Origin of the sequence: Lactobacillus sp. PV012 (assembly GCF_014522325.1) — a bacterium.
In the GTDB taxonomy this organism is placed as follows: Bacteria; Bacillota; Bacilli; order Lactobacillales; family Lactobacillaceae; genus Lactobacillus.
Genome location: NZ_CP041983.1, coordinates 1,126,745 through 1,142,657, shown reverse-complemented (window position 1 = coordinate 1,142,657; position 15,913 = coordinate 1,126,745). Strand labels below are relative to the sequence as shown.

The window sequence follows — 15,913 nt, the reverse complement described above, 5'->3', positions numbered from 1 at the left end:
TGAGGATGAAATGAAGGAAAAATTAAAGGAGAAGTTCCAAGATGATTGGCCTTATTTGGTTATAATTATTGCCACATATTTAATGATTCAAGGTCAATTAAATACTAGAGGTTTTGTGTTAAATATTGATACCTGGTTTCACTACAATCGGTTTTATGATATTAGCAAACAGATACGGACAGGAAACTATAGCTATTTTCAAATGAATTATGGCTTTAGTCAAAGTGGAAGAATTATTAATGCATTTTACGGCCCTTTATTTGCTTATATAATGGGGTTGCTTGTCTTAATAACCGGCACATGGTTTAGATTTCAAATTGTATCCTACTTTTTAATCTGCCTTCTTGGTGGTAGTGGAATGTATATTTTAGTTAAAAAAGTAGGGGCTAATAAACTTTGGAGCTTAATTTTAGCACTTTTATACATTAATATAAGTCCATTGCAAACATGGTTTGATCATACTAATTTATCTGGGTGGGGAAGTGCAATTGCACCATTTGTTTTTATTGAAGCAGTTAATATGATTCGAGATAAAAAAAGGCCAATTCACTGGATTGGGCTAATGCTCGGAATGACGGCTCTTCTGCAGACTCATTTGCTTTCTTCTTTGATGGTAACACTTGCTTTAATTCCATTTGCAATTACTGGATTCATTCTTACTCCCCAAAAAAAGCAGATGATTTTAAATTTAACTAAGGCTATAGTTGGGACAATTTGCTTAACTGCTAATGTTTGGGGAGCCCTATTAACTGTCTCTGTTAAAAATAAATTAGCAACCATTAGAACTCATAATCTTGTAAGTAATATGGTAGAAGTGAGTACATCTGAAAATATTCGCGATGCCATCTTGGTTGGAGTGGTTATAATTTTTTTGGTGCAATTACTTTATGTTTTATTTAATTGGAAAAAATCAATTTTAAATGATGTAGTTACCTTAACAGGAGTTTTTTTCCTGTATATAAGTAGTAGCTTATTTCCTTGGCAGTTAATCCAAAGGATATTTCCAATTTTAAGAAGTTATTTGCAATTTCCTTTTCGCTTTTTATTAATAGCAGATATACTATTGATTTTAGGAATAGGAATATCAGTAAGCCAGATAAATTGGAAAGAAAAACAACCACTTTATTATGGAGTGTTAGGTTGTATAGCAATTGTATTGGTGGAAAGCTGTAATTTAAGTTATAATCGCTTGTGGCAAGCAGCAAATAACAATTATACTCCACTTTACAAAATAGTAAGTAAAAAATACTATACGACAACCAGTGAATACGCTCAAAGAAAATATATTAAGTATTTACAAGGTGTAAATTCTGATTCAGAGGCTTATGGAATGAAATATTATCCTAAAGGCTATCATTATATTAAGAGTTTTACATCAGACAGTTTCTTTTATCGTAATACCAATGACTTTTGGAGTTTAAAACAAGCAGTTTTTACTAAAAAGAGAAAAGAAAATTTATTTAATTTAGTTATTAAAGTCAATCCAGATTATTTACCAGTGAAGAATTCTAAGATAAGTTATCATCAAGTAAATTATGCTTTTGAAAAAGAAGTAATCGATCAAGAAGATAAATTCAAAAAAACGCCGTTAAAAGATGGAGCCTTAAAGATTCAATGGATTGGTAAAAAGGAAGGACAACGTCAGCTTCCAATTGTAATGTATAAGCAATCTCAATTAGTTGTAAATAATAAAAAGGTGACGCCATTACACTATAGCTTAATTAAGAGTCCTACTATCTTTCAAAAAAAAGGATATAATACAGCCATTTTAAAGTTTATTTGGCCAACAAGTTTTAAAATTTTATTTGGGATTAGTATAATAAGTTGGTTAGGATTAATAATTTATGGGATTGAGAGCGTAATTAGAAAATTTAAAGAGGCTAAAAAAGAATGAAAAAATTATCCATTATAGTTCCTTGCTATAACGAAGAAGAGAGTATCCCTTTATTTTATACAGCTGTGCAAAATGTTGTGTTAAATAAGATGAAAGAAGTTTGGGTAGATTACTACTTTATAAATGATGGATCAAGGGATCAAACCTTGGAACAACTGCGTAAACTTTATCAAAAAAATCCAGAGCATGTTCATTATTTATCTTTTTCGCGAAATTTTGGTAAAGAAGCAGCTTTATACGCTGGATTAGAAGCAAGTGATGGTAATTACGTGGTTGTAATGGATGTAGATTTACAAGACCCACCTGAATTTTTACCAGAAATGTATAAGTTACTTCAGACTGGAGAGTATGATTGTGTAGGAACTCGACGCGTTGATCGAACAGGTGAGGCTAAAATAAAGTCCTTCTTTAGTAACCAATTCTATAAGTTTATTAATCATGTTTCAGACACTAAAATTGTTCCAGGAGCACGAGATTATAGGATGATGACTAGACAGATGGTTGATGCTGTTTTATCAATGCAAGAATATAATCGCTTTTCTAAGGGGATTTTTAGTTGGGTAGGTTTTAAAACAAAATATCTAGATTATCATAATCGGGAACGAGTAGCTGGTACTAGTGATTGGAGTACTTGGAAATTATTTAAATATGCGTTTGATGGAATATCAGATTTTTCAGAGATGCCGCTAAATTTAGCAGTTTGGCTAGGACTAGGATCTTTTATATTAGCAGTAATTGCGATGATTATTATAATAATAAGAAAAATTATTGAACCTAGTACCTCTGTATTTGGTTGGGCGTCATTAGTTTCAATTATTTTGTTAATCGGGGGTATTCAATTACTATGTTTAGGAATAATTGGAAAATATATTGGAAAGATATTTTTACAGGTAAAGAAAAGACCAATTTATATTGTTAAGGAAAAAAGTAATGATAATAGAGATGTGGTAAAATAGAGCGAAGTGTTATTTTTAGGGAGAAATAAAATGAAAAAATTATCTAAATTATTTTTAACTTCTGCTGTAATACTAGGGATAGGAAGTATTGGTTTAGCTAAAACAAGCCAGTTAACTCAGGCACAGAGTCTTGTAACTAAGCAACCTGGGACAAAGAATTATGGTATTTATAGTAAGATTAATGCAAAAGGTGTATCTCATAAAGTGGCTTCAACTAGTCAATTTAAGGTGGGCCACTATCAATCAAACACGTCTAAGAAGACCCGTTCAGGTAGGTATTGGTATGTTTATGTAGATGGCCATACTGTAGGCTGGGTAAATGAAAAATTCTTCGTAAGAAATAAAATTTCGGTAGCTAAATCTGTTAGTTTAGTAAAGAATGAGTACGGAAAGTTTGATACTATAGATGCGATTAATTATGTGACAGATAGTCATGGAACAGTGATAAATCCAACTAAGGTCCATACTTCTGCCAGAGTGATTTCCTCTGCAAAAGCAGGAAACACGCAAGTAAACTATACTTATGGCAAGGCTCATGCTAGTGTAAATGTGGTAGTGCGTAATGATAGGGAAGAAGGCATAAGCTCTGCAAATATAGTGCCTAAGGCAGGTCCTAAGGCAATTTCGATTAAGTCAGGGCATAGGAGTAATTTTAATATTGCTACAAAAGCAACAAAATTAAATAATAATGGCACCAAACTAAGTACATTGTTTTTCGAGCCTTCAACTTTAAGTTTACGTGGCAGTTGGCTTACCCAAGTAGGTCCTATTCCAGAAGGACTGACAGTTTCTAATGGGTGGTCTACGGTTTCCATGTTAGCTGACTCAAGTGATCAAAGGGGTCATTTAGTGGCTTATAAAAATAATGAAATGAGTAAATTTAATACTCAAAAATTAACTAGTTTAAGTTTAGGAAGTTTTAAAAAATTAGCTGCTAATATTAAAGTAAGTCCTTATATTCGTTTAGGTCATGCTCAATCTTTAGGATCAACTGCAAATTATATTTATGTAATAGCTAATGATAATAAACAATCTAATTCAGAAAATTCGGAAGAGATTTTGCAAATTAGAAAAAGTGATATGCAAATTGAAAAGATTTGGAGCTTTAAAATCTGGAATGGCTCAGCTTCTGGAAAACGGTACATTCACAATGCGGTGATGGTAAACGATCATACAATGTACGCACTTTTCCATAATGGAGGCTATCATCGCTATGAGTATTGGAAAGTGACTAGAGTTGGTGATACTTGGACTCCAGTAGAAGTTGGGGCAACACAATCTGATTTCGTAAATGGAAGTCCTGTCCAAGGTTTTACTTATGATGCAAATAAGAAGAGATTCTATATTGCATATAACGATCATATTTTTAAAGTAAAAGAAGATGGAGAATATTTAGGAAAGAGTAGCTTTAATACAAATCGTGAAATTGAGGGAATATCAGTAAGTGGCAGTAAATTATATGTCCAAATGGCTCAACGTTCTGAAATTTTAAGCGGTTCAATTAAATAATAAAGAAATCGGACTGGATGTCCGATTTTTTTGTATAAAAAAAGACCAATTAAATAATTGATCAGAATGACTCCCCTGAGAGTCGAACTCAGATTTTAAGAACCGGAATCTTACGTGCTATCCATTACACTAAGGAGTCAAAAAAGCAATACTATTATAACAAATAGCCATTTGGATTTCAAAATTAAAAAGATGGATATTTAGCTTGAATTAAAAAATAGATATTGCTATACTATAAGTGTCGAAAGAGAAATATTGTGAAGTCAATGTTTCTCTAATATTTTTAGATGTACTGGGTCATTAAATGACACAGCTTGGGACAGTTGCAGTCCCACTAGAAGGAGCAAGCAAATGGAGTCAGATTTTACCTTACTACAAAGCTTAGTTCCTGATATTTTAAAAGTAATTCGACAACGTTTTCTGGTTCTTGAGCAGATCTCGCTGTTAGCTCCAGTTGGGCGAAGAGTTGTTGCTAAAAAATTAGGATTAAGTGAACGAAATATACGCACTGAAACTGATTATTTAAAACAATTGGGTCTGATTGAAGTAAAGAGCTACGGAATGATTTTGACAGAAAAAGGAGAACGGACTTTAAAGGAAGCTGCTCCATTAATGGATCGCTTATTTAATGCCAGTCAGCAAGAAATCGCATTGGCTCAAAAGTTAGGTATTGAAAGAGCAATTGTAGTTCCTGGCGACTTAGATCGGCAAGAACGGGTAATTTCACTTATAAGCGAAAAACTCAATGCAGCCCTGGATTTACTTTTGCCACTTGGAAAAAATATTATAACTGTTTTAGGTGGCGCAACCATTGCTGGAGTAGCTAAGCATCTATCTTCAAATTTAAATCGCTATCGAAATCTTTTATTTGTTCCTGGACGAGGAGCAGTAGGAGAAAGTGTGGAATTACAAAGTAATACTGTAGCACAAGTTATGGCTTCACAGACAGGTGGTAAACATAAAGGTTTATATTTACCAGAGCATGTTTCTTCAGAAGCTTTGAACATTTTAATGCAAGATTCAGATATTGCGAATGCGATTTCAAACATTTATAATAGTGATGCAGTGGTTCATGGAATTGGACGTTCAGATGAGATGGTTAAGCGAAAAAATTTAGACTTAATTACTCAGTCCAAACTTCGTGAAAAAGGTGCAGTGGCCGAATGTTTCGGGTATTTCTTCGACCGTCAAGGAAGGGTTATCGAGAGATTTCCTAGAATTGGATTACAATTAGAAGATTTAGATAAAATACCCCGTGTATTTGCAATTGCAGCTGGATCTAGTAAAGCAGAAGCAATTGCGTCATACATGCATCATGCTCCCAAGCAAACTTGGTTAATTACCGATGAGGGAGCCTCAAATAAGGTTTTAAAGGGGAAGTAATTCCCGTTTAAAATAAATTGTTACTATATATTTCCTAGAGGAGGAAAATTTAACATGACAGTTAAAATTGGTATTAACGGTTTCGGCCGTATCGGACGTTTAGCATTCCGTCGTATCATGGACTTAGGTGAAAAGTCTTCAGATATCGAAGTAGTTGCAATCAACGACTTAACTACTCCAGCACTTTTAGCACACTTACTTAAGTATGACTCAACTCATGGTACTTTTGACCACGAAGTTTCAGCTACTGACGATGCAATCGTTGTAGATGGTAAGGAATACCGTGTTTACGCAGAACCACAAGCACAAAACATTCCTTGGGTTAAGAACGACGGTGTTGACTTTGTTCTTGAATGTACTGGTTTCTACACTAGCAAAGCTAAGAGTGAAGCTCACCTTAAAGCTGGTGCAAAGAGAGTTTTAATTTCTGCTCCTGCAGGTAGCGATCTTAAGACTATCGTTTACGGTGTTAACGACGATACTTTAACTGCTGATGACAAGATCGTTTCAGCTGGTTCATGTACTACTAACTCATTGGCTCCAATGGTTAACGCATTGAACAAGGAATTTGGTATTGAAGTTGGTACTATGACTACTATCCACGCATACACTTCAACTCAAATGATCTTAGATGGACCTGTTCGTGGTGGTAACTTCCGTTCAGCACGTGCTGCTGCAATTAACATCATTCCTCACTCAACTGGTGCTGCTAAGGCTATTGGTCTTGTAATTCCAGAATTAAACGGTAAGTTGAATGGTCACGCACAACGTGTTCCTGTTCCAGATGGTTCTGTAACTGAATTAGTAACTATCCTTGGTAAGGAAGTAACTGCTGACGAAGTTAACGAAGCTATGAAGAAGTACGTAACTCCATCATTTGCTTACAACGATGACGAAATCGTTTCAACTGATGTTTTAGGTATGACTGCTGGTTCAATCTTTGACCCAACTCAAACTATGGTAACTACTGCAGGTGACAAGCAATTAGTTAAGACTGTTGCTTGGTACGACAATGAATACTCATTCACTTGCCAAATGGTTCGTACTTTATTAAAATTTGCTACTCTTTAATTAATTGATTTTAATTAAATTTTAGTAATGATGAAGGCGGAGGGAGATTCTTCCTTCCGCCTTTTTTTAAAGATTAAATTCGAGGTATATTTAGATGTCTAAATTAACTGTGGAAGATCTTAAAGATCTTAAAGGTAAAAAAGTATTAGTTCGTGTTGATTTTAATGTTCCAATTAAAAATGGTGTCATCAGTGATGATAACCGTATTGTGGCAGCATTACCAACAATTAAGTACATTATTGAACATGGTGGTAAAGCAATCTTATTAAGTCACTTAGGACGTGTTAAGAGTGATGCTGATAAGAAAGAATTAACTTTAGCACCAGTTGCAGAACGTTTAAGTGAATTACTTAATAAGCCGGTAACCTTTGTTCCAGAAAATGAAGGTGAAGAAGTCGAAGAAACCATCGATAATATGAAAGATGGCGATGTAGTTGTTCTTGAAAATACAAGATTCCAAGATATTGACAACGACTTCGGTAAACGTGAATCTAAAAATGATCCAAGTTTAGGTGAATACTGGGCAAGTTTAGGTGATATTTTTGTAAACGATGCCTTTGGTACTGCTCACAGAAGTCACGCATCTAATGTTGGTATTGCAACTGCAATGAAGAAAGCTGGTAAGCCTGCTGCAGCTGGATACTTATTACAAAAAGAAATTCAATTCTTAGGTGATGCTGTTGAAAACCCTGTACACCCATTTGTAACTATTTTAGGTGGGGCAAAAGTTTCAGATAAGATCGGTGTTATCGAAAACTTAATTCCTAAATCAGACCACATCTTAATTGGTGGGGGTATGGCATATACTTTCTTAGCTGCTCAAGGCCACAAGATTGGTAAATCATTATTTGAAGCTGATAAGTTAGATCTTGCAAAAGAATTACTTAAAAAAGCTGGTGATAAAATTGTCTTACCAGTTGATAACGTTGCAGCAACTGAATTTTCAAATGATGCTCCTCACGAAGTTGTAGGTGATGATATTCCTGATAACATGATGGGCTTAGACATCGGGCCTAAGACTGTTGCTAAATTTAAAGACATTCTTAAAGATGCCAAGACTGTTGTTTGGAATGGACCTATGGGTGCATTTGAAATGCCTAACTATGCTGAAGGTACTTTAGAAGTTGGCCGTGCTTTAGCTGAATTGAAAGATGCAGTTACTATCATTGGTGGTGGTGACTCAACTGCAGCTGCTAAGCAATTAGGTATTGCTCCTAAGATTAGCCACATTTCTACTGGTGGTGGAGCATCACTTAACTACTTAGAAGGTAAAGAATTACCTGGTATTGCATGTGTATCTGATAAAGATTAGGAAGGACTAATAAATATGCGTACACCTATTATTGCTGGTAACTGGAAGTTACATATGAATCCTGAACAAACTATTGAGTTTGTTAATGCAGTTAAAGGCAAATTACCAGAAGCAAGCAAAGTTGAATCAGTAATTGCTGCACCTGCTGTAGATCTTTACGCTTTGGTAGAAAGTGCTAAGGATACTCAATTACATACTAGTGCAGAAAATGCATACTTTGAAGTAGAAGGTGCTTACACTGGTGAAACTTCTCCAAAAGTTTTAAAAGAAATGGGACTTGATTACTGTATTATCGGTCACTCTGAAAGAAGAGATTATTTCCACGAAACTGATGAAGACATTAATAAAAAAGCTAAAGCTCTTTTTGAAAATGGCGTAACCCCAATCATTTGTTGTGGTGAATCACTTGAAGTACGTGAAGCTAACAAGCAAGACGAATGGGTAGTAAGTCAAATCAAGGCAGCTTTAGATGGTTTAACTGCAGATCAAGTTGCTAAGACTGTTATTGCTTATGAACCAATTTGGGCTATTGGTACTGGTAAGACTGCTACTGCAGATCAAGCTGAAGAAATGTGCAAGACTATCCGTGAAACTGTAAAAGATCTTTACAATGAAGAAACTGCAGAAAACGTTCGTATTCAATACGGTGGTTCTGTAAAACCTGCAAACATTAAAGAATTAATGTCTAAGCCTGATATCGATGGTGGTTTAGTTGGTGGAGCATCACTTGAACCAGAATCATTCTTAGCATTAGTAAATTATCAAGATTAATTATATCTCAATACCGTTTAAAATTAGCGGTATGGTATAATTAAGTTATACTATTTCAATTATTGATTTAGGGGGCTGGGAACCAGCCGTGGTAAAAATAATTAATTGTTTAATTATTTTTACCTAAAATTTTGAATTTTATTCATAAATAGTTCATTTATCGGAAGTATTTATACTAGTTAACAATTTATTTAAAGGAGAATTTCCATGTCTGTTATAACTGATATTCACGCACGTGAAGTCCTTGATTCTCGTGGTAACCCAACCATTGAAGCTGAAGTTTACACTGAATTAGGTGGCTTTGGTCGCGCTATTGTTCCATCAGGTGCTTCAACTGGTGAACACGAAGCTGTAGAATTACGTGATGGTGATAAGTCACGTTTCAATGGTACTGGTGTTTTAACTGCTGTTGAAAATGTAAACGGTGAAATTGCAAAAGCTGTTATTGGTTTAGATGTAACTGATCAACGTTTAATCGATCAAACTATGATTGATTTAGATGGTACTCCAAATAAGGGTCGTCTTGGTGCAAATGCCATTTTATCAGTTTCATTAGCTAGTGCTCGTGCTGCAGCTGATGAATTAGGTTTACCATTATACGAATACTTAGGTGGACCAAACGCTCACGTATTACCAACTCCAATGATGAACGTTATCAATGGTGGTAAGCACGCAGATAACAACGTTGACATCCAAGAATTCATGATTATGCCAGTAGGTGCTAAGTCACTTCATGAAGCAGTTCGTATGGGTGCAGAAACTTTCCACGCATTAAAGAGTATCTTAAATGAACGTGGTGAATCAACTGGTGTTGGTGATGAAGGTGGTTTTGCACCAAACTTGAAGAACAATGAAGAACCATTTGAAATCTTAGTAGAAGCTATTCAACGTGCTGGTTACAAGCCAGGTGAAGACATTGCAATTGCCTTTGACTGTGCAGCATCTGAATTCTACGACAAAGATACTAAGAAGTACGTAACTGTTGCTGATGGTCGTGAATACACTGCTGAAGAATGGACTTCATTAATTGAAGATTGGGTTGATAAATACCCAGTAATCTCTGTAGAAGATCCATTGGATGAAAACGATTGGGAAGGTTGGAAGACTTTCACTGAACGTTTAGGTAAGAAGATCCAAATTGTTGGTGATGACTTATTTGTAACAAACACTAACTACTTGAAGAAGGGTATCGAAATGGGAGTTGCTAACTCAATCTTAATTAAGGTTAACCAAATCGGTACTTTAACTGAAACTTTTGAAGCTATTGAAATGGCTAAAGAAGCAAGTTATACTGCAGTGGTTTCTCACCGTTCAGGTGAAACTGAAGATACTACTATTGCAGACTTGGTTGTTGCTACTAACGCAGGTCAAATTAAGACTGGTTCAATGTCTAGAACTGATAGAATTGCTAAGTACAACCAATTAATGCGTATTGAAGAAGCTTTAGGTTCAACTGGCCAATACAAAGGTATTCACAGCTTCTACAACTTACACAAACAATTTTAATTAGGCAATTGCCTCTAAATAGAAAAGACCTTTTTAGGTCTTTTTTATTTCGCAATTAGTATTAATTTATGGTAGAATTTGTACAGTGATTAATATTTAGGCAATGGAGGCAGCGCTTTGTATAACTTAGTCATGACGCTACTCATCATAGTAAGTTTTTTAATTATTATAGCTACTTTGATGCAGCCGCAAAAGCAACAAGATGCTTTAAATGCATTATCCGGTGGAGCCGTGTTTAGTGGACAAACTAAGAAACGTGGATTTGAAGCATTAATGGAAAGGATTACCGCCGTTTTGTTAGTAATCTTTTTCCTATTAGCCATAGTTTTGGCAATTTTATCATCTAAGTAAAAAAGCCTCTCTAATATAGGGAGGTTTTTTTCTTAGTTTAAAATAAAGGAAATGAGGTTTTCTTATGGCACAAAATGAGAAAGTATTAGCTGGAGTGTATGAAATTTTTCGTCACAATCCTAATAAGCAATATGATATTGATGAAATAGAGAAAAATATTAGACTTGATAACACTGAATTTGCAGATATTGTAAAAGCAGTGACTTTTTTAGAACATGAAGAAAAAATTGTAACAGACGGAAATGGAAAATATCAGCTAAATCAAGTTAATACCATTATAGAGGGTACATTTAAGGCTAATGATAAAGGTTTTGGTTTCGTTCGATTAGATGATGATTCTTCAGATGATGTATTTGTAGATAAGGCAAACACAAATTATGCTTTAGATGGTGATCATGTAAAAGTCAAAATTATTGCAGGTGCTAATCCTTGGAATGGTAAGGGGCCAGAAGGAAAAGTTGAAGAAGTTATCGAACATGGGGTTGATACTTTAGTAGGAGAGTTCCATCCTTATGGAGATGAAATTGTAAAGAGCACTGGAAAAATCGGATATGTTGTCAGTGAAAATAGAAAATTAAAGAAGTATAGAATCAACTTAAGTGAACAAGGGGTTAAGCCCCAAATGGGTGATATGGTTCAAGTATCAATTACTGAATATCCAAACGAAAATCATCCAGAAGAGATGAATGGAATTGGATTAATGACAATTGGAAATAAAAATGATCCAGGTGTGGATATTATGTCAATTGTTGTTGATAATGGAATTAGAACGGATTGGCCAGAAGAAGCGCTCCAACAGGCTAACGGGGTTCCAGATCATGTAACTGCAGAAGAAAAAGCAAAAAGAATCGATATCACTGATCAACCTGCTGTAACAATTGATGGGGATGATTCAAAGGACTTTGATGATGCCGTAGTGGTATGGAAATTACCTAATGGAAACTATCACCTTGGGGTTCATATTGCAGATGTTGCTCACTATATCAAAGCAGGTTCACCTCTAGATAAGGAAGCATTTGCTCGAGGAAACAGTACTTACTTAGTTGATCGTGTAATTCCAATGCTTCCATTCCGCTTATCAAATGGGATTTGTTCTTTAAATGAAGGTGTTGAAAGATTAGTACTTTCATGTGATATGGAAATTACTCCAAATGGTGATCGTGTAAGTTATAAAATCTATCCATCAATTATGAGATCTCATGGGCGTTTAACTTATAATAATGTAAATAAAGTGCTTGATCCTAATAACCATGAGAAATTAGAAGATAAGTATCAAAAAGCTGCTCCAATGCTTAAAGAAATGGCAGATTTACACGAAATTTTATATAAGAAACGTCATGCTCGCGGTGCAATTGACTTTGAAGAACCAGAAGCAAAAATTAAGGTTGATAAAGATGGTAAACCAATTGATATTGTGTTGCATCACCGTGGAACTGCTGAGAAGATGATTGAATCATTTATGTTAATGGCAAATGAAACAGTTGCAGAAGATTACTTTAAGAAAAAAGTACCTTTCTTATATCGTGTTCACGAAACACCAGATGAGGAAAAAATGCAAAGCTTCTTTGAATTTGTAAGTGCTTTTGGATTGAATATTAAAGCTGATCCAGGTGATGTAGAGCCTAAAGTTTTACAAAAAATCGTTTCTAAGACTGAGGGAACACCTGAAGAAGCTGTTGTCCAAATGATGATGCTACGTAGTTTGAAACAAGCCCACTATTCACCAGATCCACTTGGACACTTTGGTTTAGCTGCAAAATTTTATACACACTTTACTTCACCAATTCGTCGTTACTCTGATTTGATGGTACACCGAATGATTCATGATTATGCGGATAAGGGCATGGGAGAAGAAATTAGAGAGAACTTTAAGTCTCAAATGCCTAATGTAGCTGAAAAAACTTCAACTCAAGAGCGTAAATCTATTGATGCAGAACGTGGAGTTAATGACCTGAAGATGACAGAATATATGGCGGATAAGGTAGGACAAGTCTTTGAAGCGATTGTGTCATCTGTAACTAGTTTCGGAATGTTTATTCAATTACCGAACACTGTTGAAGGATTAATTCATATTTCTAATTTAGATGATGATTATTATAACTTTGATGAAAAGAGTTTAACTTTGACAGGGCGGACAACTCATAAGCAATTTAAGATAGGGATGCCAATTAAGGTTAAGTTAATTAGAGCAGATGTAGAGCAACATCAATTGGATTTTGAAATTTATGATCCTGATGCTCCAAAAAAGAGACGTAACGGTCAACGTCGGAATTTCCATAATAGTCACTCACGTAATCGGAATTCTAAAGATCCTAAAGGAAAAAATAATAGTTTTACGATTAGACGCAAGGCCAAGAAAAATTAGAGAAAGCTAAAATGAAAAAACAAGAAGATAATCTTATTGCTCAAAATAAAAAAGCAAGTCATGATTACTTTATTAAAGAAACGATTGAGGCAGGAATTTCTTTAACTGGAACAGAAATTAAATCTATCCGTGCTCGTAGGATAAATTTAAAAGATGGCTATGTTCAAATAGTAAATGGAAATGCACTCTTAGAGAATGTTCATATTAGTGAATATAAAGAAGGAAATCGCTATAATCATGATCCCTTGCGACCACGCCAACTTTTATTGCATAAGAAGGAAATAGGACGTTTAGCGGGAATTCAGTCACAACAGGGGATGACAATTATTCCTTTAAAGGTCTATATAAAGCATGGATTTGCCAAAGTTTTACTTGGAGTTGGACAAGGTAAAAAACAATACGATAAGCGAGAAACGATTAAACGAAGAGATCAAGATCGTGAATTACGACGTAAATATCGAATTAGATAACAAAAATAGTCTAGATATAGTATATCTAGACTATTTTTGTTTTTTTATATTGTAATTTATAAAATATATTGCTATATTATATATTATCTGTTTATAAGTATAGTGTAATTATGAGGATTATATGAGGAGAAAGAAAAGAATGACTGGATTTATTGAGATACATGCCTATATCCATAAAACTTTATCTCAAGGGAATGTTAAAACGTTGCGAGTAACTACTTTATGTAGAGACCTGAATATTACCCGCTCAAATTTTTACCGTGTACACCAAACCTTAAACTCTGTGTTAAGACGGGCCGTAGTTTATGAAATGAAGTATCACTTACGAATGCGACAACAGGAAAAGTTACCAGGGCGCTTGTTGTATCTATTAGCTCGCATCAAGGAAGACATGAATTTTTATTACAATATCTATCAATTAGCACTGGAAAAAAGATGTAATTGTGAGTTTTATAAAAAAGAAATTAGGGAATATTTAAAGCGGGTTGCACCTGAGGTTTCAAAGGAAAATGATGAAATCTTAATGACTGCCTCACAATTAATTTTTAATCGTTTATATGATTGGATTAGACACCAATGCGCAGATGGAACTCAATTAGTATACCGTGACTTACTCTATTTGCTAGAACATGCCGGAATCACAAAGGGAGAAATCTTTTACTAAGACTTAGTCAAAGTATAAATGGCGTGAGCGACACCAGATGCATTATTGTTTTTGGTAATAAAAGAGGCAATTTCCTTAATTTCTGGTACAGCATTTTCCATTGCTACACCAATTCCAGCCATCTTAATCATTGATTCATCATTAAAATTATCTCCGATAGCCATAATTTCTTGAGGAGTGATGTTCTTTGCTTTGCCGTAGTCTAGTAAGGCAATCCCCTTTTGAGCGGCCTCATGATTAATTTCAAGATTTGTTGAAGAGCTAGCAGTTCCAACTAAACCACCAATTTTTTTAAGTTCTTTTCTAATATCTTTAAAAGCTTGTGGTCCAGCAGGATCAAAGACCACAAATTTCATAACTTTAAAATTTGGATCTGCAAACAGTTTTTCAAAAGAATCAATAAAAGTAACATTTAGGACTTGATCAGATCCGCCCGCAAAAGAAACTACATTTTTCAAAGAGAGATGCTTATTTAAGTCTACTAAGAGATCAGACACATTAGAAATGCGACGAATGCGAGATTCAGAATAAACGTGGTCTCCTGATGCTATTTCAAAATAAGAACCAGATTCTTTTAAAATTTTGATTACTTCAAGTGCTTTATTACGAGCAATAGGTTTTTCAATAACTAAGTTTCCTTGAGTATCATAAACTTGGGCTCCATTAATGTTTATGTAGCCTGTATCCAGTCCAGCTTTTTTAAGAAGTGGTAGAGCTTCATTACGGGTTCTACCAGTTGCCACTAAAAATTCTATTCCCATTTTTTGAGCATGTTTGATTGCGCGTATATTTTCTGAGGAAATCTGCATCTCCCCATTTAAAAGGGTACCGTCCATATCGCTGGCAATTAATTTAATCATAAAAACCTCCATAATGTATTAATATCATCTATAATAATACCATGGTAGATTAAGTAGATTAAAGAAGGTTAATTATGGCTAAAAATTTAATTGGAAATGATTGGGATACAATTCTAAATCCTATTTTTGAAAGTCCTGCATATCAAAATCTTCATGATTTCTTAAAAAAAGAATATGCTACTAAGCAGATTTATCCAGATATGTATCATATATTTACGGCTTTTAAATTGACACCTTTTTCTAAAACAAAAGTTGTGATTCTAGGTCAAGATCCATACCACAATCCTGGTCAAGCAACGGGAATGAGTTTTAGTGTAAATCCAGGAATTAAACTTCCTCCATCTTTAGAAAATATTTATAAAGAATTATATGATGATGTAGGAGCAGTTCCCGTTACTCATGGGTATTTGAAAAAGTGGGCGGATGAAGGAGTATTATTACTTAATAGTGTTTTAACTGTTCCTTATGGGAATGCGAATGGTCATCAAGGAAAAGGATGGGAAGCAGTAACAGATGAAGCTATAAAAGCTCTTAGCAAACGTGGAAATGTTGTTTTTATTTTATGGGGACGATTTGCTCAAAATAAAATTCCTTTAATTGATACTTCTAAAAATATTATTATCAAGTCTCCACATCCAAGCCCATTTTCAGCTAATAGAGGATTCTTTGGGTCACGGCCATTCTCACGTTGTAATGAAGCTCTTATAAAAATGGGTCAAACACCGATTGATTGGCAATTGCCAAAGGAAGTTAAGCAGTAATTTTTAAAGATTTTGAGTAATTTGAATAGGCAAGGTACAA

14 protein-coding genes are annotated in these 15,913 nt (G+C 34.6%); 13 read left to right on the top strand and 1 reads right to left on the bottom strand.

Features of this window, described 5'->3' with window-relative positions:
- Positions 1-10 precede the first annotated feature (10 nt).
- The 12 genes from FP433_RS05670 to FP433_RS05615 all read left to right on the top strand — a co-directional run bounded on the left by FP433_RS05670 (position 11) and on the right by FP433_RS05615 (position 14,252).
- Positions 11-1,894 carry a 6-pyruvoyl-tetrahydropterin synthase-related protein gene (locus tag FP433_RS05670; protein ID WP_265486556.1) on the top strand — a complete coding sequence of 628 codons (1,884 nt, stop codon included), beginning with the start codon at positions 11-13 and terminating at the stop codon, positions 1,892-1,894.
- Positions 1,891-2,850 (top strand): glycosyltransferase family 2 protein, encoded by a 960-nt coding sequence (locus FP433_RS05665; RefSeq protein ID WP_265484149.1) that lies wholly within the window; start codon positions 1,891-1,893, stop codon positions 2,848-2,850. The genes FP433_RS05670 and FP433_RS05665 overlap by 4 nt, the downstream gene beginning before the upstream one ends.
- Before the next feature lie 30 nt (positions 2,851-2,880).
- Entirely contained in the window at positions 2,881-4,359 is a 1,479-nt protein-coding gene (locus FP433_RS05660; protein WP_265486555.1) for an SH3-like domain-containing protein, read from the top strand.
- Positions 4,360-4,710: 351 nt separating this feature from the next.
- Positions 4,711-5,742 carry a sugar-binding transcriptional regulator gene (locus tag FP433_RS05655; protein ID WP_265484151.1) on the top strand — a complete coding sequence of 344 codons (1,032 nt, stop codon included), beginning with the start codon at positions 4,711-4,713 and terminating at the stop codon, positions 5,740-5,742.
- A 54-nt stretch (positions 5,743-5,796) separates the two neighbouring features.
- Complete coding sequence (gap, locus tag FP433_RS05650; protein WP_265484153.1) at positions 5,797-6,813, top strand: type I glyceraldehyde-3-phosphate dehydrogenase; 1,017 nt, start codon at positions 5,797-5,799, stop codon at positions 6,811-6,813.
- Positions 6,814-6,907: 94 nt separating this feature from the next.
- Positions 6,908-8,125 (top strand): phosphoglycerate kinase, encoded by a 1,218-nt coding sequence (locus FP433_RS05645; protein WP_265486554.1) that lies wholly within the window; start codon positions 6,908-6,910, stop codon positions 8,123-8,125.
- Between the two features lie 15 nt (positions 8,126-8,140).
- Entirely contained in the window at positions 8,141-8,896 is a 756-nt protein-coding gene (gene tpiA, locus FP433_RS05640) for a triose-phosphate isomerase (RefSeq protein WP_265484156.1), read from the top strand.
- Between the two features lie 207 nt (positions 8,897-9,103).
- A complete protein-coding gene (gene eno, locus FP433_RS05635) occupies positions 9,104-10,402 on the top strand; it encodes a phosphopyruvate hydratase (RefSeq protein ID WP_265484157.1) in 1,299 nt (432 codons plus the stop codon).
- A 117-nt stretch (positions 10,403-10,519) separates the two neighbouring features.
- Positions 10,520-10,753, top strand: a complete 234-nt coding sequence (gene secG, locus FP433_RS05630) for a preprotein translocase subunit SecG (protein WP_265484158.1) — start codon at positions 10,520-10,522, stop codon at positions 10,751-10,753.
- Positions 10,754-10,817: 64 nt separating this feature from the next.
- Positions 10,818-13,118 (top strand): ribonuclease R, encoded by a 2,301-nt coding sequence (gene rnr, locus FP433_RS05625; protein ID WP_265486553.1) that lies wholly within the window; start codon positions 10,818-10,820, stop codon positions 13,116-13,118.
- A gap of 11 nt (positions 13,119-13,129) precedes the next feature.
- Complete coding sequence (gene smpB, locus FP433_RS05620; protein WP_265484160.1) at positions 13,130-13,588, top strand: SsrA-binding protein SmpB; 459 nt, start codon at positions 13,130-13,132, stop codon at positions 13,586-13,588.
- Between the two features lie 139 nt (positions 13,589-13,727).
- Positions 13,728-14,252, top strand: coding sequence for a hypothetical protein (locus tag FP433_RS05615; protein WP_265486552.1), 525 nt, complete (start codon positions 13,728-13,730; stop codon positions 14,250-14,252).
- On the opposite strand, the gene FP433_RS05610 is transcribed toward FP433_RS05615, so the two are convergent.
- Complete coding sequence (locus tag FP433_RS05610; RefSeq protein ID WP_265484162.1) at positions 14,249-15,112, bottom strand: Cof-type HAD-IIB family hydrolase; 864 nt, start codon at positions 15,110-15,112, stop codon at positions 14,249-14,251. The genes FP433_RS05615 and FP433_RS05610 overlap by 4 nt on opposite strands.
- 74 nt (positions 15,113-15,186) lie before the next feature.
- On the opposite strand from FP433_RS05610, the gene FP433_RS05605 reads away from it, so the two are divergent.
- Positions 15,187-15,873, top strand: coding sequence for a uracil-DNA glycosylase (locus FP433_RS05605; protein ID WP_265484163.1), 687 nt, complete (start codon positions 15,187-15,189; stop codon positions 15,871-15,873).
- Positions 15,874-15,913: the final 40 nt, after the last annotated feature.

Coding starts and splice junctions, on each gene's coding strand:
- FP433_RS05670 (WP_265486556.1), top strand. CDS start 11: ATGAAGGAAAAATTAAAGGAGAAGTTCCAAGATGATTGGCCTTATTTG.
- FP433_RS05665 (WP_265484149.1), top strand. CDS start 1,891: ATGAAAAAATTATCCATTATAGTTCCTTGCTATAACGAAGAAGAGAGT.
- FP433_RS05660 (WP_265486555.1), top strand. CDS start 2,881: ATGAAAAAATTATCTAAATTATTTTTAACTTCTGCTGTAATACTAGGG.
- FP433_RS05655 (WP_265484151.1), top strand. CDS start 4,711: ATGGAGTCAGATTTTACCTTACTACAAAGCTTAGTTCCTGATATTTTA.
- gap (WP_265484153.1), top strand. CDS start 5,797: ATGACAGTTAAAATTGGTATTAACGGTTTCGGCCGTATCGGACGTTTA.
- FP433_RS05645 (WP_265486554.1), top strand. CDS start 6,908: ATGTCTAAATTAACTGTGGAAGATCTTAAAGATCTTAAAGGTAAAAAA.
- tpiA (WP_265484156.1), top strand. CDS start 8,141: ATGCGTACACCTATTATTGCTGGTAACTGGAAGTTACATATGAATCCT.
- eno (WP_265484157.1), top strand. CDS start 9,104: ATGTCTGTTATAACTGATATTCACGCACGTGAAGTCCTTGATTCTCGT.
- rnr (WP_265486553.1), top strand. CDS start 10,818: ATGGCACAAAATGAGAAAGTATTAGCTGGAGTGTATGAAATTTTTCGT.
- smpB (WP_265484160.1), top strand. CDS start 13,130: ATGAAAAAACAAGAAGATAATCTTATTGCTCAAAATAAAAAAGCAAGT.
- FP433_RS05615 (WP_265486552.1), top strand. CDS start 13,728: ATGACTGGATTTATTGAGATACATGCCTATATCCATAAAACTTTATCT.
- FP433_RS05610 (WP_265484162.1), bottom strand. CDS start 15,112: ATGATTAAATTAATTGCCAGCGATATGGACGGTACCCTTTTAAATGGG.
- FP433_RS05605 (WP_265484163.1), top strand. CDS start 15,187: ATGGCTAAAAATTTAATTGGAAATGATTGGGATACAATTCTAAATCCT.